The organism is Salmonella sp. NW38 (assembly GCF_051807745.1).
GTDB lineage: Bacteria > Pseudomonadota > Gammaproteobacteria > Enterobacterales > Enterobacteriaceae > Salmonella > Salmonella enterica.
Window position 1 is genome coordinate 694,353 of record NZ_JAMMTO010000001.1, and the last position, 16,739, is coordinate 711,091.

General features: G+C 50.0%; 19 protein-coding genes. 9 read left to right on the forward strand and 10 right to left on the reverse strand.

Annotated elements, in window-relative coordinates:
* The first annotated feature begins 45 nt into the window (after nucleotides 1–45).
* The gene (locus NA624_RS03565; protein WP_001109977.1) at nucleotides 46–552 is read left to right on the forward strand and encodes a ferritin-like domain-containing protein; all 507 of its coding nucleotides are present in this window, start codon (nucleotides 46–48) and stop codon (nucleotides 550–552) included.
* 19 nt (nucleotides 553–571) lie between these two features.
* Nucleotides 572–1,450 (forward strand): manganese catalase family protein, encoded by an 879-nt coding sequence (locus NA624_RS03570; RefSeq protein ID WP_000488353.1) that lies wholly within the window; start codon nucleotides 572–574, stop codon nucleotides 1,448–1,450.
* Nucleotides 1,451–1,531: 81 nt separating this feature from the next.
* Here NA624_RS03570 and ompW read toward each other — a convergent pair whose 3' ends face one another.
* Nucleotides 1,532–2,170: an outer membrane protein OmpW gene (gene ompW, locus NA624_RS03575; RefSeq protein ID WP_000714801.1), complete on the reverse strand. Its 639-nt coding sequence runs from the start codon at nucleotides 2,168–2,170 to the stop codon at nucleotides 1,532–1,534.
* A 336-nt stretch (nucleotides 2,171–2,506) separates the two neighbouring features.
* Here ompW and NA624_RS03580 point away from each other — a divergent pair, with 336 nt between their 5' ends.
* The 4 genes from NA624_RS03580 (at nucleotide 2,507) to yciA (ending at nucleotide 4,838) form a co-directional block, all read left to right on the forward strand.
* Nucleotides 2,507–2,911, forward strand: coding sequence for a YkgJ family cysteine cluster protein (locus tag NA624_RS03580; RefSeq protein ID WP_000114955.1), 405 nt, complete (start codon nucleotides 2,507–2,509; stop codon nucleotides 2,909–2,911).
* Nucleotides 2,912–2,936: 25 nt separating this feature from the next.
* On the forward strand, nucleotides 2,937–3,680 hold the full coding sequence (locus NA624_RS03585; RefSeq protein WP_000028507.1) for a YciC family protein: 744 nt from the start codon (nucleotides 2,937–2,939) through the stop codon (nucleotides 3,678–3,680).
* A gap of 56 nt (nucleotides 3,681–3,736) precedes the next feature.
* Entirely contained in the window at nucleotides 3,737–4,276 is a 540-nt protein-coding gene (locus NA624_RS03590; RefSeq protein ID WP_000808682.1) for a septation protein A, read from the forward strand.
* 160 nt (nucleotides 4,277–4,436) lie between these two features.
* The gene (gene yciA, locus NA624_RS03595; protein WP_000210317.1) at nucleotides 4,437–4,838 is read left to right on the forward strand and encodes an acyl-CoA thioester hydrolase YciA; all 402 of its coding nucleotides are present in this window, start codon (nucleotides 4,437–4,439) and stop codon (nucleotides 4,836–4,838) included.
* Between the two features lie 59 nt (nucleotides 4,839–4,897).
* Here the strand turns inward: yciA and tonB are convergent, their stop codons facing one another.
* The gene (gene tonB / locus NA624_RS03600; protein WP_023376765.1) at nucleotides 4,898–5,626 is read right to left on the reverse strand and encodes a TonB system transport protein TonB; all 729 of its coding nucleotides are present in this window, start codon (nucleotides 5,624–5,626) and stop codon (nucleotides 4,898–4,900) included.
* Nucleotides 5,627–5,849: 223 nt separating this feature from the next.
* Here tonB and NA624_RS03605 point away from each other — a divergent pair, with 223 nt between their 5' ends.
* Nucleotides 5,850–6,146: a YciI family protein gene (locus tag NA624_RS03605; protein ID WP_000967605.1), complete on the forward strand. Its 297-nt coding sequence runs from the start codon at nucleotides 5,850–5,852 to the stop codon at nucleotides 6,144–6,146.
* Nucleotides 6,147–6,189: 43 nt separating this feature from the next.
* On the opposite strand, the gene NA624_RS03610 is transcribed toward NA624_RS03605, so the two are convergent.
* The gene (locus NA624_RS03610) at nucleotides 6,190–6,363 is read right to left on the reverse strand and encodes a YciY family protein (RefSeq protein WP_001531561.1); all 174 of its coding nucleotides are present in this window, start codon (nucleotides 6,361–6,363) and stop codon (nucleotides 6,190–6,192) included.
* Nucleotides 6,364–6,505: 142 nt separating this feature from the next.
* Between NA624_RS03610 and cls the strand changes: the two genes are divergently transcribed.
* Both cls and NA624_RS03620 read left to right on the forward strand, forming a co-directional pair.
* Nucleotides 6,506–7,966 carry a cardiolipin synthase gene (cls, locus tag NA624_RS03615; protein ID WP_000206886.1) on the forward strand — a complete coding sequence of 487 codons (1,461 nt, stop codon included), beginning with the start codon at nucleotides 6,506–6,508 and terminating at the stop codon, nucleotides 7,964–7,966.
* 33 nt (nucleotides 7,967–7,999) lie between these two features.
* The gene (locus tag NA624_RS03620) at nucleotides 8,000–8,329 is read left to right on the forward strand and encodes an HI1450 family dsDNA-mimic protein (protein WP_000425070.1); all 330 of its coding nucleotides are present in this window, start codon (nucleotides 8,000–8,002) and stop codon (nucleotides 8,327–8,329) included.
* A 47-nt stretch (nucleotides 8,330–8,376) separates the two neighbouring features.
* On the opposite strand, the gene NA624_RS03625 is transcribed toward NA624_RS03620, so the two are convergent.
* The 7 genes from NA624_RS03625 to NA624_RS03655 all read right to left on the reverse strand — a co-directional run bounded on the left by NA624_RS03625 (nucleotide 8,377) and on the right by NA624_RS03655 (nucleotide 16,290).
* Nucleotides 8,377–9,213, reverse strand: coding sequence for an ion transporter (locus NA624_RS03625; protein ID WP_000059074.1), 837 nt, complete (start codon nucleotides 9,211–9,213; stop codon nucleotides 8,377–8,379).
* Between the two features lie 47 nt (nucleotides 9,214–9,260).
* Nucleotides 9,261–10,265 carry a murein tripeptide/oligopeptide ABC transporter ATP-binding protein OppF gene (oppF, locus tag NA624_RS03630; protein WP_000994697.1) on the reverse strand — a complete coding sequence of 335 codons (1,005 nt, stop codon included), beginning with the start codon at nucleotides 10,263–10,265 and terminating at the stop codon, nucleotides 9,261–9,263.
* Complete coding sequence (locus tag NA624_RS03635) at nucleotides 10,262–11,269, reverse strand: ABC transporter ATP-binding protein (protein WP_000058861.1); 1,008 nt, start codon at nucleotides 11,267–11,269, stop codon at nucleotides 10,262–10,264. Before NA624_RS03635 ends, oppF begins: the two co-directional genes overlap by 4 nt.
* 11 nt (nucleotides 11,270–11,280) lie before the next feature.
* The gene (oppC, locus tag NA624_RS03640; protein ID WP_000979653.1) at nucleotides 11,281–12,189 is read right to left on the reverse strand and encodes an oligopeptide ABC transporter permease OppC; all 909 of its coding nucleotides are present in this window, start codon (nucleotides 12,187–12,189) and stop codon (nucleotides 11,281–11,283) included.
* A 14-nt stretch (nucleotides 12,190–12,203) separates the two neighbouring features.
* The gene (oppB, locus tag NA624_RS03645) at nucleotides 12,204–13,124 is read right to left on the reverse strand and encodes an oligopeptide ABC transporter permease OppB (protein ID WP_000911097.1); all 921 of its coding nucleotides are present in this window, start codon (nucleotides 13,122–13,124) and stop codon (nucleotides 12,204–12,206) included.
* Between the two features lie 122 nt (nucleotides 13,125–13,246).
* Complete coding sequence (gene oppA / locus NA624_RS03650; protein WP_001543136.1) at nucleotides 13,247–14,878, reverse strand: oligopeptide ABC transporter substrate-binding protein OppA; 1,632 nt, start codon at nucleotides 14,876–14,878, stop codon at nucleotides 13,247–13,249.
* Nucleotides 14,879–15,642: 764 nt separating this feature from the next.
* Complete coding sequence (locus NA624_RS03655) at nucleotides 15,643–16,290, reverse strand: YchE family NAAT transporter (RefSeq protein WP_000615840.1); 648 nt, start codon at nucleotides 16,288–16,290, stop codon at nucleotides 15,643–15,645.
* Between the last annotated feature and the right edge of the window lie 449 nt (nucleotides 16,291–16,739).

The window sequence follows — 16,739 nt, forward strand, 5'->3', positions numbered from 1 at the left end:
CGATTTTATTATCGGAGCAGATTATCACGCATTGAGGAATTTAAAATGAATTATACTGAACATTATCATGACTGGCTTCGTGACGCCCATGCCATGGAAAAACAGGCAGAATCGATGCTTGAATCTATGGCCAGCCGTATTGAAAATTATCCGGATATAAAAGCCAGAATTGAACAACATATTAGTGAAACCAAACATCAAATTACCATGCTCGAAGAAGTATTGGACCGTAATGGCATTTCTCGTTCGGTGTTGAAAGACTCCATGAGTAAAATGGCAGCAATGGGGCAATCTATCGGTGGCATGTTCCCTTCCGATGAAATTGTCAAAGGCTCAATTAGCGGTTATGTTTTCGAGCAGTTCGAAATTGCTTGTTATACCTCCCTGCTGGCGGCGGCAAAAAAAGCTGGCGACACTGCCTCAATTCCGACGATTGAAGCCATTCTGAAAGAAGAAATGCAAATGGCTGACTGGCTTATCAAACATATTCCGCAGACAACGGAACAATTTTTACTGCGATCTGAAGCAGATGGCGTTGAAGCCAAAAAATAAATAATAAGCAGGAGGCAATATGTTTCGACACGTAAAACAACTTCAATATACAGTGCGAGTGAGCGAACCTAATCCTGGATTAGCTAACCTGCTGCTGGAACAGTTTGGCGGCCCGCAGGGCGAACTGGCGGCCGCCTGCCGCTACTTCACGCAAGGTTTAAGCGATGATGATGCCGGTCGTAGAGAGATGTTAATGGACATCGCCACCGAGGAGCTGAGTCATCTGGAAATTATCGGCTCACTGGTAGGAATGCTTAATAAAGGCGCTAAAGGCGAGCTGGCGGAAGGCACCGAAAGCGAAGCGGAACTTTATCGCTCGCTGACGCAGAATGGTAATGACAGCCATATCACCTCTCTGCTGTATGGCGGCGGCCCTGCGTTGACAAACTCCGGCGGCGTACCGTGGACCGCGGCTTATATTGATACTATCGGCGAAGTCACAGCCGATCTACGCTCAAACATCGCGGCAGAGGCGCGAGCGAAGATCATTTATGAACGCCTGATTAATCTGACCGACGATCCTGGCGTAAAAGACACGCTCAGTTTCTTAATGACCCGTGAAGTCGCGCACCAGCTCTCTTTTGAAAAGGCGCTGTATTCGATTCGTAACAACTTCCCGCCGGGTAAATTACCGCCAGTAGAACAGTATACCGACGTGTACTACAACATGTCGCAAGGCGACGATCCGCGAGGTAGCTGGAATAGCGATGAGAACTTCAACTATGTCGCAGAACCGATGCCTGCTGTTGATGGCGGCGATGGCCTGGCGACAGTGAAATTGCCGCGCGAGCAGCTGGCGCTGCTCAAAGCGATGGCAGAAAGAACGAAATCGGACCCCACCGTTGATCCTCTCACTGGCGCAGAACTAGGCTGCGGCGAACCGAAAGAAGACAAGTGAGTTCCGACAAGTAAAATCCGTGTGTCATGTCCTTTTTTGACCCCGCCTGGCGGGGTCTTTTTTCGTCACAACATCACGCGATTAGAAACGATAGCCTGCCGAGAACATAAATACCCATGGGTCCAGACGCACGCTGTCATGATGCTGAACGCCGCCCATTTTATAATTGGCGGTAGTATCAATATCCATGTACCAGACAGAGGCGCCAATTAACCAGTCGCGGTTAATCAGGTAATCTACCCCAACTTGCCCTGCCGCGCCCCAGGAATCCTTAAAGCTCAGATCGGACAGCCCGGCATTTTTACCATTATCGTTAAAGCCGTTATCGAAGAAGGTGGTGTAGTTCACCCCTACGCCGACATAAGGACGCACTTTGCTGCTGGAATCGCCGAAGTACCACTGCGCCATTAACGTTGGCGGTAACAGGTGGACCGTGGCGATATCGCCCGTCGCGCCCGTACCCACCTTATGGCGGAACGGCGTGGCCGCCAGCAATTCAACCCCGATATTGTCCGTCGCCATGTAAGTGAATGTCAGGCCGAGTTGCGTGTTATTACTCACATCAAACCCGTTTAAATGCCCCAGCGTACCACCCGCCCCTTCTGTAGGTCTGACGGTTGCCGGACCTGCACGCATAAAGAATTCTCCGGCTTCGTGCGCGAACGCGCTGCCTGAGAGAAGAGTTGTTAACGCCAGTGCCGCCACTGTAAATTTTTTCATACCCGCTCCATCGTTATGGTTATAAAAGCGTGATGAATATACCCACAATGAAGTAATAAGTGATCTAACACAGATCACATTTGTTCTTATAATTTAACATTTATTGATCCAGATTAATTTAGAACTTGTATTGAAAATCCTGGTTATAGGAATTCAGATCAATTTTGACATATTCACGCTATGCAAATATTTGTCTGCTCTGTTGCCCTGGCGATAAAGGCTGGCTAAGGTAATCAATGTCCCGCAATGGCGCGTGGCGTTAAGATTCGCGAACACTGCGGGACAGATTAATTTCCGTTGTAATCTATTGATACGTGAGTTTTTTGCAGGTGAATCATGAGCGTTCTTAACCCATGCATGACATGCGGTGCCTGTTGTGCCTATTTTCGTGTCTCCTTTTATTGGGCTGAAGGCGACGATGCCAGCGGACGCGTTCCGGCATCATTAACCGAGCCCGTTACCCCTTTTTTACGTTGTATGGCCGGCACCAACCAAAAACAGCCGCACTGTAAAGCGCTAATTGGCACGCCGGGTGAAAACGTCAGTTGCGCTATTTATGAAAACCGCCCTTCAACCTGTCGCGAATTTTCGATATCGGGCGAAGGAGGCGAAGTGAATGAGGCGTGCAATCGCGCCCGCGCGCGATACGGATTACCGCCGCTTTACAAAGATATGCTTTTCCATACAACTGCTGATGCTGCCACTGTAGAGTTATCCAGGGTACAATTGCCCGCAAATTAACACCTGCAAAACTCAAGGAGAGTGCATGTCTATCACGGCGAAGTCCGTTTACCGTGACGCCGGAAATTTTTTCCGAAATCAATTTATTACTATCTTGCTGGTTTCGTTGCTGTGCGCATTTATCACGGTGGTCTTAGGTCATGCCTTTTCACCCAGCGATGCGCAAATCGCGCAACTCAGTGAAGGAGAACATCTGGCAGGCAGCGCTGGCCTGTTTGAGCTGGTGCAAAATATGACGCCGGAGCAGCAGCAGATCCTGTTGCGCGCCTCTGCCGCCTCGACGTTTTCCGGGCTTATCGGCAACGCTATTCTGGCCGGCGGTATCATCCTGATGATTCAGTTAGTTTCAGCGGGACATCGGGTTAGCGCGCTGCGCGCTATCGGCGCCAGCGCCCCTGCATTGCCTAAACTGTTTATTCTCATTTTTCTGACTACCCTGTTAGTGCAAATCGGTATAATGCTGATTGTCGTTCCGGGGATTATTATGGCCATTGTGCTGGCGCTTGCGCCAGTGATGTTGGTTGAAGAGAAAATGGGCGTGTTTGCCGCAATGCGCAGCAGTATGCGTTTAGCCTGGGCTAACATGAGACTGGTCGCGCCTGCGGTGATAGGCTGGTTGCTGGCTAAAACATTGCTATTGCTGTTCGCGCCCAGCTTCGCTGTACTGACCCCAAATGTAGGCGCTGTACTGGCGAATACGTTGAGCAATCTGATTTCCGCAGTATTGCTTATCTACTTATTCCGCCTGTATATGTTGATTCGCCAATAATCCGCAATGCGCCGTTACGCGGCGCATTCGACGCTCGTTGATGATGGAATCGAAGAATGAAGCAGTTTCTGGATTTTTTACCGCTGGTTGTCTTTTTTGCGTTTTATAAACTTTATGACATCTATGCGGCGACCTCCGCACTGATTGTCGCGACGGCAATCGTGCTGATTTATAGCTGGGTGCGCTATCGGAAAATAGAGAAGATGGCGCTGATTACCTTTGTTCTGGTTGCCGTCTTCGGCGGTCTGACGCTCTTCTTCCATAACGATGAATTTATTAAATGGAAGGTGACGGTTATTTATGCGCTGTTCGCTGGCGCGCTGTTAATAAGCCAGTGGGTGATGAAAAAACCGTTAATCCAACGTATGTTAGGTAAAGAACTGGCGTTGCCGCAGCAGGTCTGGTCAAAGCTGAACCTGGCGTGGGCGCTGTTTTTTATTGCGTGCGGTCTGGCTAACATTTATATCGCCTTCTGGTTGCCGCAAAATATCTGGGTTAACTTTAAGGTCTTCGGACTCACGGCGCTGACGCTCATTTTTACCCTGCTGAGCGGCGTCTATATCTACCGGCATCTGCCACAGGAAGATAAATCATAACCCTCCCGTGACTTATCATCGCCAGACTGCGAACGCCTGGCGATATTTTCTCCACCTTTACGCCCTGCGCTTTCCCGTCAGTACCTTTATTCCCTCTATTCTCCACACAAAATTCATAGTAGCATCGCGGCTGTAATTTTTTCTGATAGTCGGTTTTACAATGACAACAATGGATAATACTCCTCAGGGCGAGCTGGTTTTACGTACATTGGCCATGCCTGCCGATACCAATGCGAACGGCGATATTTTTGGCGGCTGGCTGATGTCGCAAATGGATATTGGCGGCGCGATACTGGCCAAAGAGATCGCGCACGGTCGGGTTGTAACCGTACGCGTGGAAGGAATGACATTTCTGCGCCCCGTCGCGGTTGGCGATGTCGTATGCTGCTACGCGCGCTGCGTTAAACGCGGTACGACGTCTATTAGCATAAATATTGAAGTCTGGGTGAAAAAAGTCGCGTCAGAACCGATTGGACAGCGCTACAAGGCCACCGAGGCGCTGTTTATTTATGTTGCCGTCGATCCGGACGGTAAACCTCGCCCGCTCCCGGTTCAGGGTTAAGTATACCCGCTTACGCCGCCAGCAGGTGATGGTAATATTCCTACTGGCGGCGCCAGAGATTACTCAATCTGTGCCGTACCGTTCAGACGGAAGATAATATTGACCACCAGCCCGGAACCCGGCTTGCCTGCTTCATAGCGCCATTTGCGCATCGCATTCTTAACTTCACGCTCAAACATATTGGCTGGCTGCGCGGACAGAATCTGTACATTTTCCACTCGCCCAGCAGAGGTCACGTCAAACTTCACCTTTACGCGGCCTTCAATACGTAACGCCTGTGCTCGCGCCGGATACTGCGGCTGGTTACGGCTCAGAGCGCGAGGCCCAGTGGGCACGCTCACCGCCGGCTTGCTGGTCGCCGACGCGGTGCTGCTTGTTGGCCGCGCCGGGGCGCTATTTTCAAACGGTGAGGCAGGACGCGGCGCAGCCGGTTTGACTTCGCGCTTCGGCTGCTCTTCAACCTTTTTCACCGGTTCCGGTTTCGGTTTTGGCTTGGGTTTTGGCTTAGGTTTGGTTTTCTCAATCACCACGGGCGCTTCTTTAGGCGGTTCAGGGATCGGCTCTGGCTCCGGTTCGGGTTCAACCACTGGCTCCGGCGGCGGCTGAACCGCCTGGGGCGGCTCCAGGTCAGCGGGTGAAACCATTGTCACCGTGATAGGCTGCGCTGGCGCAGGCAATTCAATAACCTGATGTACCGAGGTATAGAGCAAACCTGCCACTACAGCACCATGAATGCCTACGGAAAGGAGTGTCGGCCAGGGAAAGCGACGAGGTAAATCAAGGGTCATTGAAGTCATAATCGTTTCAGTTGAAAAACCAGAGCTGAATTTTAAATGCAAATAGCAATCATATTCAATAAGGCATTGCCGATAGCGGCATTTAAAAGATGATATCGCACAAAAACACCACACAAAATGTGCATGTTTAACAAAGTCGGTATCTTTACATTGCAGTTAAATGCCCTTTCCAATAACGTAATCAGCAACTTTTACCGATTAAGGAGCTCTACCCGTGCTGTATGTTATTTACGCTCAGGATAATGCCAACTCGCTTGAAAAACGCCTCTCGGTACGGCCCGCGCATCTGGCGCGCCTGCAACTTCTGCATGATGAAGGGCGATTATTAACTGCCGGGCCGATGCCCGCAGTGGACAGTAACGATCCTGGGGTAGCCGGATTTACCGGGTCAACGGTGATTGCTGAATTTGAATCTTTAGAAGCGGCGCAATCCTGGGCTGATGCGGACCCCTACGTCGCAGCGGGCGTCTATGCGCAGGTTTCGGTCAAACCATATAAGAAGATCTTTTGAAAAGGATGGCCTGTTGGGCACCGCATACGGTGCCCTTTCTGGCTCACACACCGTGAATCGCAAAGAGTAATGAATTACGCTGACGATTAAAGATGCATTTCCTGATGGTATGGATACGCATATTACGGCGTGATTGCCCTTCAAGCCAACGCGCTTTACGGCGGCTCGCCTGACGTAGCATTCGCCAGCGCCCCACTTCCGTTCTACTACGCTTCATGTTTACGACTCTCACTGTAACAGAAGCGCCATTATACCCCCTCGCCGGATGCAGACCAGCGCTTTTCCCGTGTTTTTATTTGCCATGTGAATCCTGACGCGTAAACTCTTAACAACACGCTTTCTAAAGGATTTTTAAAGTTATGACAACCTTCTACACCGTGGTGAGTTGGCTGGTCATTTTGGGATACTGGGTTCTCATTGCCGGCGTCACATTACGTATTCTAATGAAACGGCGCGCAGTTCCCTCCGCAATGGCCTGGTTATTAATCATCTATATCCTTCCGCTGGTCGGGATCATCGCCTATTTGTCCGTGGGCGAATTGCATTTAGGCAAACGTCGCGCCGAGCGTGCCCGCGCCATGTGGCCGTCTACCGCCAAATGGTTGAATGACCTCAAAGCCTGCAAACACATTTTCGCGCAAGAAAACAGTAGCGTCGCATCGTCCTTGTTTAAGCTGTGCGAACGACGTCAGGGGATTGCGGGCGTCAAAGGCAACCAGTTGCAATTGCTTACCGACTCCGATGATGTCATGCAGGCGCTTATTCGCGATATCCAACTGGCGCGGCATAATATCGAAATGGTATTTTACATCTGGCAGCCAGGCGGCATGGCGGATCAGGTCGCTGAATCGTTAATGGCCGCCGCCCGCCGCGGCATCCACTGCCGGCTTATGCTGGATTCCGCGGGTAGCGTCGCTTTCTTCCGCAGCCCCTGGGCGGCCATGATGCGTAACGCTGGCATTGAAGTCGTAGAGGCGCTGAAGGTGAATCTGATGCGCGTCTTTTTACGCCGTATGGATCTTCGCCAGCACCGTAAAATGGTGATGATTGACAATTACATCGCCTATACCGGCAGTATGAATATGGTGGACCCGCGTTTTTTCAAACAGGATGCCGGCGTTGGGCAATGGGTCGATTTAATGGCGCGGATGGAGGGCCCCGTGGCGACAGCAATGGGGATTGTTTACTCCTGCGATTGGGAAATTGAGACGGGTAAACGCATTCTGCCTCCCCCGCCGGATGTGAATATTATGCCGTTTGAGCAGGCCAGCGGGCATACCATTCATACCATTGCTTCCGGTCCTGGTTTTCCGGAGGATCTCATTCACCAGGCACTATTAACCGCCACCTATGCTGCGCGCGAATATTTAATTATGACCACGCCATATTTCGTCCCCAGCGACGATCTGCTGCACGCCATTTGTACCGCTGCGCAGCGCGGCGTGGATGTCAGTATTATCCTGCCCCGTAAAAATGATTCACTGCTCGTCGGCTGGGCCAGTCGCGCCTTTTTCAGCGAGTTACTGGCGGCGGGCGTGAAAATCTATCAGTTCGAAGGCGGGCTGTTGCATACCAAAAGCGTACTGGTCGATGGCGAACTGAGCCTGGTCGGTACCGTGAATCTCGACATGCGTAGCCTGTGGCTTAATTTCGAGATTACGCTGGTCATTGATGATACGGGTTTCGGCGCCGATCTGGCTGCGGTACAGGACGATTATATTTCGCGCTCCCGCCTGTTAGATGCGCGTTTGTGGGTAAAACGTCCGTTATGGCAGCGTATTACCGAGCGATTGTTTTACTTCTTTAGTCCATTGCTGTAAAACGTGACCAACATGAGTAAACAGGTAGTCACTATGGAAATGGATCTGAACAATCGCCTGACTGAAGACGAAACGCTTGAGCAGGCTTACGATATTTTTCTTGAGCTGGCGGCGGATAATCTTGATCCGGCTGATATCATTCTGTTCAATTTGCAATTCGAGGAGCGCGGCGGCGCGGAGTTGTTTGATCCCGCTGAAGACTGGCAAGAGCACGTCGATTTTGACCTGAATCCAGACTTTTTTGCCGAGGTGGTGATTGGCCTGGCGGATACCGAAGACGGCGAAATTAACGACATTTTCGCCCGCGTTCTGCTGTGCCGGGAAAAGGACCACAAGCTGTGCCATATTCTCTGGCGCGAATAAGCGGTTCAGGCCGGATGGCGTTTGATTGCGCCCTCCGGCAAGCCTGTTTAATCCGGTAGCTTACTGCCGCATCGGTTACAATATTGCGCGCTATGTTCATGCTGGCTTTGCTGGCACTGCGGACATTTTCGCTGCCAGTGACGTTTTTGAAACGCGCTGCTCATGTGCGTGGTAATCAGTCCTGTAGGAATCGCAATCACCGAATAACCAATCAAAATAAGCACCGACGCGACAATACGTCCCAGCGGCGTATGCGGCGTAATATCACCGTACCCCACGGTTGTGACTGTCACTATCGCCCAATACACCGAGGCATTAAGCGTCGTGAAGCCATATTTCGGTCCTTCAATAAGATACATCAGGGCACCGAAAATAATCATCACGATCGCAATAAATGAATAGAACAGAATAAGCTGATGACGCGCGCTAATAATGGCGCTCCAGAATACGCGCAGAGATGGCATAAAGCGTAGCAGTTTAAGAATACGCAGCACGCGAATCGCTCGCATAGCACGCCAGGCAAACATATAGTTCAGGCTAATTTCCGGCCACAGCCACATGACGTACAGCGGCAAAATCGTCACCAGATCAATAAATCCCCAGAAACTAAAAACGTATTTTGCCGGTTCGGGCCAGCTAAACAGTCTGAGCAAGTATTCACCGGTAAATATCAGGGTAACGCAGAGCTCCAGCCAGACAAAAATATGCCATTCATCAAATGTCAGGTGATATTCCGTTCCTACGCCTGATTCAACAAAAATGACCAGTACACTAAGCAGCGCAAACAGCGCGCATAACCCTTCAAAACGGCGACCTGAGCGCGTAGTCAAATCGAACAGATTATGATAAAGACGACGGCGAACCGACGACAAAGAAAGTGACACGGTAACCTCACCTACAAGAAGGGCTGACGAATTGTCAGCCCTTGCGATTATAACGGGTCTACTTTAAGGCAGGAAACGGCATGGCGAAAACTCCCTTCCAGCACCGGTCGCGTTAGCGCGCATTCTGGCCCGGCTAGCGGACAGCGTGTACGGAACACGCAGCCGGAAGGTGGGTTAATGGGCGAAGGTAATTCGCCCTCCAGCAATTGTATCTTCTTATTTCGCTCCAGATCGGGATCGGGAATCGGTACCGCCGACATCAGCGCTTTGGTATAAGGATGCAGTGGGTTATGGTACACCTCATCATAGGTGCCCAATTCTACCGCATGACCGAGATACATCACCAGGACACGATCGGATATGTGCTTTACGACCGCCAGATCGTGCGCAATAAAAATCAACGACAGCCCCATCTCTCGCTGTAACTGCTGGAGCAAATTCACCACCTGCGCCTGAATAGAAACGTCCAGCGCCGACACCGGCTCATCGCAAATAATGAGCTTAGGTTCCAGGATCAACGCCCGGGCGATACCGATGCGCTGGCACTGCCCCCCGGAAAACTCATGGGGATAACGGTTGATGAGATTCGGCAGCAGCCCCACTTTCAGCATCATGGCTTTCACACGGTCACGCACGTCCTGGCGCGAAAGTTTAGGATGATAAGTGCGCAGCGGTTCAGCGATAATTTCGCCAATCGTCATTCGCGGGTTGAGTGACGCCAGCGGGTCCTGGAAAATCATCTGGATATCGCTGCGCACCTCGCGCCACTCATCCGCTTTCATGCCCAGCAGATCTTTTCCCAGCCAGGCGACTTTACCGTCTGTCGCCTTCACCAGACCAATAATGGCGCGCGCAAACGTCGACTTGCCGCAGCCGGATTCCCCCACCACGCCCAGCGTTTCGCCTTCATACAGTCGTAGCGTAACGCCGTCCACCGCTTTCAGGGTTTTCGGCGGTTGCCAGAACCACTGCTTCCCTTCTTTGATATCAAAATGTACTTTCAGATCGGCGATTTCGAGGAGAACTTTACGTTGTTCAATCACAGCATTCATAGCAGTTCCTCCACCGGTTTAAAACAGGCGCGCAAGCGACCAGGACTGAACGCTTCAAGTGGCGGCGCATTATTGCAGATCTCCATCGCATGAGGACAACGCGGCTGGAACGGACACCCTTTAGGCAAACGCAATAAATTGGGAGGATTGCCCGGAATCGTCAGCATTTCCGCCCCCTCGCTATCCAGACGCGGCACCGCATTAAGCAGGCCTATCGAATACGGATGAACGGGCTGATAAAAGACATCGCGCGCCTTACCGTATTCCATGGTACGCCCGGCATACATTACCAGGACCTTATCGCAAATACCCGCGACCACACCCAGATCGTGGGTAATCATGATAATGGCGGTATTAAATTCGCGCTTTAGCTCATTAAGCAAGGTCATAATCTGCGCCTGTACGGTAACATCAAGCGCGGTGGTAGGCTCATCGGCAATAAGCAGTTTCGGCCTGCACAACAGCGCCATCGCAATCATCACACGTTGACGCATTCCGCCGGAAAATTCGTGCGGATACATTTTCATCCGTTTGCGCGCTTCCGGCATTTTTACGGCATCCAGCATTCTGACGGACTCTTCAAAAGCTTCCGCTTTGCTCATCCCTTTATGCAGCATCAGGACTTCCATTAACTGCTCCCCAACGCGCATATAAGGATTTAGCGAGGTCATCGGGTCCTGAAAAATCATCGAAATCTGTTCTGCGCGCAGCGTATTCAGTTCGCGCTCAGGTAGATTAAGAATTTCACGTCCGTTAAAGGTCGCGGAACCGCCGATTCGACCATTCGTCGCCAGCAGTCCCATTAATGCGAACGCCGTTTGCGATTTCCCCGATCCAGACTCGCCAACAATACCTAACGTTTCTCCAGCGCGAAGCGTAAAGTTCAGATCGTTGACCGCCGTCACATCACCATCAGGCGTAGCGAACGTAACACGAAGATCGTTTACCTCCAGCAGTACATTCGCCGATTGCGGCGCCTGAGTTGCGGTTTCTGATAAGCTCATGGCTGTACTCCTTAACGATCTTTCGGGTCGAGGGCATCACGCAGGCCATCGCCAATAAAGTTAAAACAGAATAACGTCACCACGAGAAAGCCAGCCGGAAACAGCAGCAGCCACGGTGAGACTTCCATTGAATTTGCGCCATCGCTCAACAACGCTCCCCAACTGCTTAACGGTTCCTGCGTCCCAAGCCCCAGGAAACTGAGGAAAGACTCAAACAGAATCATGCTGGGCACCAGCAACGATGCATACACTACCACTACGCCCAGGACGTTAGGCACAATATGGCGGATCACAATGCTGGCGGTCGACACACCACCCACCTGCGCGGCTTCGATGAACTCTTTACGTTTAAGACTTAGGGTTTGGCCACGCACGATACGCGCCATATCAAGCCAGGAGACCATGCCGATGGCGACGAAAATCAACAGAATGTTCTGCCCAAAAAACGTCACCAGCAAAATCACAAAGAACATAAACGGGAACGAGTTGAGGATCTCCAACAACCGCATCATCACAGAATCAATTTTGCCGCCCAGATAGCCGGACAGCGAGCCATACAGCGTTCCAACAATGACCGCCACCAGCGCGGCGGCAATCCCGACCATCAATGAGATACGCCCGCCGATGGCAACGCGCACCAACAGATCGCGCCCGGAAGAGTCAGTGCCGAAATAGTGACCGGACGCCATATCCGGCGCGCTGGACATCATGCCCCAGTCGGTATCGAAATAGGTAAATTGCGACAGCATAGGAGCCACTGTCACGAATAAGGCTATCAGAAACAGGACAATAAGACTGGCCACCGCCGCACGGTTATGCATAAAGCGCCGACGGGCATCTTGCCAAAGGCTGCGACCTTCCACCTCCAGCTTTTCACTGAAATTTTCCAGCGTCTCGCTGTTTTTCTTACTTAACATCATCGCGAGCTCCAGTATCAATAGCGAATTTTCGGGTCGATAACGGCATAGAGCACATCGACAATGGCGTTAAACAATATGGTCAGAGCCCCGACTAAAATGGTCAAACTTAACACCAGCGAGTAATCGCGGTTGAGCGCGCCATTAACGAAAAGCTGCCCAATGCCCGGTAAGCCATAAATAGTTTCAATCACCATTGAGCCGGTAATAATGCCGACAAAGGCTGGCCCCATATAGGATAAAACCGGCAGCAGCGCAGGTTTTAACGCATGGCGGAAGATGATTCTGCGCATCGGTAATCCTTTTGCCCGCGCGGTACGAATAAAGTTCGAATGCAGAACTTCAATCATTGAGCCGCGCGTAATACGAGCGATGCTGGCAATATAGGCCAGTGAAAGCGCGACCATCGGCAGGATCATAAATTTTAACGCCCCGCCGTTCCAGCCGCCGCCAGGCAGCCATTGCAAGGTTATCGCAAAGACCATCACCAGTAGCGGCGCTACCACAAAACTGGGGATAACGACGCCGGTCATGGCAAATCCCATCACCGTATAATCCCATCGCGTATTTTGCTTTAGCGCGGCAATCACGCCAGCGCTGACACCAATAATGACCGCCAGTAAAAAAGCGGCGGCGCCAAGTTTCGCCGAAACGGGGAAGCTGGCGGCAACCAGATCGTTGACCGTGTAATCTTTGTATTTAAACGATGGTCCAAAATCGCCATGCGCCAGCTGCTTCAGGTAGCTGAAGTACTGCGTCATGATAGGATCGTTCAGATGATATTTTGCTTCAATATTGGCCAGCACTTCCGGCGGCAATGCGCGCTCGCCGGTAAAAGGACTCCCCGGCGCGAGGCGCATCATAAAGAAAGAGATGGTAATAAGAATAAACAGCGTCGGAATCGCTTCCAGACAGCGGCGTAAAATAAATTTCAACATTGCCCGTACCTTCTGGCCTGTGCCTTTACTTCCCGGACGTGACAAACAGATCCGCCAGGGAACGTTATAGTGCGATGAAAAAAGACACCATGGGACAACCGCAGTTGTCCCATGTCTTGCCATTAATGTTTGATAATATATAAGTTTTTCACATAAATATTATCCAGCGGGTCTTTACCGGTATACCCGCCCACCCAGGGTTTCACCAGGCGCGCGTTAACGTAGTAATACACCGGCACAATAGCCGAGTCTTTATCTAACTGCTGCTCCGCTTTAGCGTAGAGTTCGCTGCGCTGCGTATCGTCCGCCACTTTCAGCGTGTCGGCAATCAGCTTATCAAACGCCGGGCTCTTATAATGCGCGGTGTTATTTGAACTGTCGGACAACATGGTATTCAGGAACGAGGTCGGTTCATTATAATCTGCGCACCACCCGGCTCTGGCGACATCAAAGGTGCCCTGATGACGGGTGTCCAGGAAGGTCTTCCATTCCTGATTCTCCAGATTCACATTGACACCCAGATTTTTCTTCCAGATAGACGCCACGGCAATGGCCAGTTTTTTATGCAGATCGGAGGTGTTATACAGCAGGTCGAATGTTAAGGGCTTATCCGCCGTAAAGCCGGCTTCAGCCAACAATTTCTTCGCTTCTTCATTACGCTTTTGCTGGGGCCATTTGAACCACTCAGGCTCTACCAGTTTTGCGCCATCGGTATACGGCGGCGTGTAGCTATAAGCGGGTAAATCGCCCTGATTTTTAACCTTATTAACAATAATGTCGCGATCTAACGCCAGTTTCAGCGCTGTACGCACGCGGACATCGTTAAATGGCGCTTTTTGATTATTAATTTCGTAATAATAGGTACACAAATAAGGGTCTACGCGAACTTCATTCGGGATCTCTTTTTTCAGTTTCTGGAATAATTCGATCGGCATATTGTTATAAGTCATATCGATCTCGCCGCTGCGGTAGCGGTTGACATCCGTCACCTCCGAAGAGATAGGCAAATAAGTTACCTGATTGATGACGGTTTTGGCGTTATCCCAGTATTGCGGGTTACGCTCCAGCACGATACGTTCGTTCACCACCCAGTTTTTTAACTTATAAGCGCCGTTAGTGACAATATTGGCCGGTTGCGTCCATTTATCGCCAAATTTTTCGACCGCTGATTTCGGTACAGGAGACACTGAAGGATGGACCAACAATTTGTAGAAATAAGGCACCGGCTCACTTAAGGTCACTTCAAAGGTGTGATCATCAAGCGCTTTTACCCCCAGATCGGTGGCGGGTTTTTTACCGGCGATAATGTCATCGATATTAGCGATATGACCGTATTGCAGATAGCTGGCGTACGGCGATGCCGTATTAGGATCGGCCAGGCGTTGCCAGCTATAAACGAAATCATGGGCGGTGACAGGCGTACCATCTGACCATTTCGCATTTTCACGTAGATGGAATGTCCAGACTTTAAAATCTTTATTCTCCCATTTTTCCGCGACGCCCGGTGAAGGATGCCCCTCGACATCACTAATTAATAAGCCTTCAAAGAGATCACGGCTGACGTTCGATTCCGGCACGCCTTCAATTTTATGCGGGTCGAGAGACTGCACTTCTGATCCGTTATTACGTACCAACGTTTGCTTGTCGGCTAACTGAACGCCGGCGGGCACGTCTGCCGCAGTCGCGGCGCTGGCGGCGATGAGCGCAGTGAGTATTCCCGCTGCAATCAAACTTTTTTTCGTGATGTTAGACATTGTGTTTGTACTCCACTCATTATAATTACTGGTTTTTACCAGCCTGTTTAATCCCGTCAGGGCTCCTGTACAGCACTGGTGGTGTACTGCCAGGTCTGTCACTGCTTTTGCTATCACCGACTTTATTTATTCTGACGATTCGTTCGATCGCCTTTCGTCGATTCGGTATACGACGTACCTGCCCACGTCGCACGTTATTTCTGACAACCATGTAAATGAAAATAGTTATCAACAATGTGAAATCTTCTGCAAAATGTTTGGCCGAAAAGTATCAAATGCGTTTCTGAACCGCCAATTCATTTTACAATTTTGTTAACCAATTCTCTTTTATGGAAAATTTCCTGCCCAGAAAAACAGTTAAAGAATGTTAAAAAATTTTAATTTATTATTTATAATCAACCAGTTGAAAGAAAATCATCTCGCTGTCACATCGTAGGATATACTTGCGCCAGAAAACACACACAAATTTAACAAATGCTCATTATTTAGCACATTCATCTACGATGGAGCTGAAACAACTAATAACATTTCAATAATCCTTCATCAAGCCCCAGAGTATGGTGTGAATAAAATAACAGACCTACCGCTTCTCACGGACTCAGTAATGTTCATAATAGTTTGATTAATAAAAATAAATAGCGTTAGATTATATTAGTATTTTTTATCATTAAAACGCTGAATGCTTATCAAAGTAAGAAGTGTTACGTGGGAATGTCACAAGGCGGCCCCCTTAGGGCACCGCCTGTAAATCAACAGGTGGGAGTTTAGTTGAGCAAGCCGGGGAAAATGCCTTTTATTCCTGTGACAATAAATTCGATGCCGAGCGCCATTAACAACAACCCCATGATTCGGGTAATAACGTTGATACCGGTTTGCCCCAGCAAACGAACCAGCCACGGCGCCATACGGAACACGCCCCAGCAGCAAAGCGCAAAAAGCGCAATGGCAACTGAAAAACCAAGCAAATGCGCGATACTGTGATAACGCGTCCCCCAGACGATAGTGGAGCTAATCGCCCCTGGCCCCGCCATTAACGGCAGCGCTAACGGCACAACGCCAATGCTCTCGCGTATGGCCGTCTCTGACTTTTCTTGCTTGTTTTGTTTATCTTCCCCCAGCTTCCCGCTGATCATCGACATTGCAATGGTGACAACCAGGATACCGCCCGCAATTCTGAACGAATCAATAGAAATACCAAACAGCTGCAGGATGCCATCGCCGAGGAATAAGGAACTCCACAAGATAATCGCGACCGACAGATTCGCGGTGAGGTTAGTTTTATTACGCGCCGTGGCCGTCTGGTAGCTGGTCATGCTGATGAAAACGGGGATAATCCCCACCGGGTTAACCAGCGCAAAGAGCCCGATAAAGAACTTAAAGTAAACAGGAAAATCAAAAAGCGGTTGAATCACGGTTAGCTCCGAAGCGTTAGCCGGATGAAGTCAATGTTCGTTAATGATCAAAACGCGCAGAAGATACGCCTTTTATTCGCATAGTTCACCTCTTATCTACACCTAATTTCATCCATTCATCGCTGTTATTTATATGTACTCGTTATGCTAATCCACTCACTCTTCATGACAACGATTTCTTAACAATTTACATAAAAGGCTAAAATGGCCTGCTGAAAGGTGTCAGCTTTGCGTAATCTTGATTTAGATCACACAATCGCTACTCAGAAGTGAGTAATCTTGCTTACGCCACCTGGACGTAACGCGTTAGAGTTAAATGATACTAACGCAGAAGCTCTTTTAGTAAATCAGAGCGAAACGGACGTTAAGTAACCACCTGAATTTCAGGCATTTATACAAAGTATCGTCGATCTGTCTATACTCACGTATCGCGCAGATGATTTACTAAA

What these genes read in the sequence shown, in the direction of transcription:
- NA624_RS03565 (WP_001109977.1), top strand. Translation starts at nt 46, where the DNA reads ATGAATTATACTGAACATTATCATGACTGGCTTCGTGACGCCCATGCC.
- NA624_RS03570 (WP_000488353.1), top strand. Translation starts at nt 572, where the DNA reads ATGTTTCGACACGTAAAACAACTTCAATATACAGTGCGAGTGAGCGAA.
- ompW (WP_000714801.1), bottom strand. Translation starts at nt 2,170, where the DNA reads ATGAAAAAATTTACAGTGGCGGCACTGGCGTTAACAACTCTTCTCTCA.
- NA624_RS03580 (WP_000114955.1), top strand. Translation starts at nt 2,507, where the DNA reads ATGAGCGTTCTTAACCCATGCATGACATGCGGTGCCTGTTGTGCCTAT.
- NA624_RS03585 (WP_000028507.1), top strand. Translation starts at nt 2,937, where the DNA reads ATGTCTATCACGGCGAAGTCCGTTTACCGTGACGCCGGAAATTTTTTC.
- NA624_RS03590 (WP_000808682.1), top strand. Translation starts at nt 3,737, where the DNA reads ATGAAGCAGTTTCTGGATTTTTTACCGCTGGTTGTCTTTTTTGCGTTT.
- yciA (WP_000210317.1), top strand. Translation starts at nt 4,437, where the DNA reads ATGACAACAATGGATAATACTCCTCAGGGCGAGCTGGTTTTACGTACA.
- tonB (WP_023376765.1), bottom strand. Translation starts at nt 5,626, where the DNA reads ATGACCCTTGATTTACCTCGTCGCTTTCCCTGGCCGACACTCCTTTCC.
- NA624_RS03610 (WP_001531561.1), bottom strand. Translation starts at nt 6,363, where the DNA reads ATGAAGCGTAGTAGAACGGAAGTGGGGCGCTGGCGAATGCTACGTCAG.
- cls (WP_000206886.1), top strand. Translation starts at nt 6,506, where the DNA reads ATGACAACCTTCTACACCGTGGTGAGTTGGCTGGTCATTTTGGGATAC.
- NA624_RS03620 (WP_000425070.1), top strand. Translation starts at nt 8,000, where the DNA reads ATGGAAATGGATCTGAACAATCGCCTGACTGAAGACGAAACGCTTGAG.
- oppF (WP_000994697.1), bottom strand. Translation starts at nt 10,265, where the DNA reads ATGAATGCTGTGATTGAACAACGTAAAGTTCTCCTCGAAATCGCCGAT.
- NA624_RS03635 (WP_000058861.1), bottom strand. Translation starts at nt 11,269, where the DNA reads ATGAGCTTATCAGAAACCGCAACTCAGGCGCCGCAATCGGCGAATGTA.
- oppC (WP_000979653.1), bottom strand. Translation starts at nt 12,189, where the DNA reads ATGATGTTAAGTAAGAAAAACAGCGAGACGCTGGAAAATTTCAGTGAA.
- oppB (WP_000911097.1), bottom strand. Translation starts at nt 13,124, where the DNA reads ATGTTGAAATTTATTTTACGCCGCTGTCTGGAAGCGATTCCGACGCTG.
- oppA (WP_001543136.1), bottom strand. Translation starts at nt 14,878, where the DNA reads ATGTCTAACATCACGAAAAAAAGTTTGATTGCAGCGGGAATACTCACT.